The 302-nt window shown below is 53.0% G+C and carries 2 tRNA genes; both read right to left on the reverse strand.

Features of this window, described 5'->3' with window-relative positions:
* Positions 1 to 74 precede the first annotated feature (74 nt).
* Positions 75 to 148 (reverse strand) — tRNA-Ile (locus tag ADI86_RS02255).
* A gap of 13 nt (positions 149 to 161) precedes the next feature.
* A tRNA-Met gene (locus tag ADI86_RS02260) sits at positions 162 to 235 on the reverse strand.
* Positions 236 to 302 lie beyond the last annotated feature (67 nt).

The following is a 302-nucleotide window of genomic DNA, read 5'->3' on the forward strand; positions in this document are numbered from 1 at the left end:
CGCTTTTACACGCCTGACGGTTTTCAAGACCGTTCCCTTCAGCCGGACTTGGGTAATCCTCCATACTATTCAAATGGACCTTGTAGGACTTGAACCTACGACCACTCGGTTATGAGCCGAGAGCTCTAACCAGCTGAGCTAAAGGTCCAACAAGATCATTATAGCGGCGAAGGGGATCGAACCCCCGACCTCCCGGGTATGAACCGGACGCTCTAGCCAGCTGAGCTACACCGCCATATATCGGGAAGACAGGATTCGAACCTGCGACACCTTGGTCCCAAACCAAGTACTCTACCAAGCTG

The organism is Streptococcus pseudopneumoniae (assembly GCF_001074975.1).
GTDB classification, from domain to species: Bacteria; Bacillota; Bacilli; order Lactobacillales; family Streptococcaceae; genus Streptococcus; species Streptococcus pseudopneumoniae_D.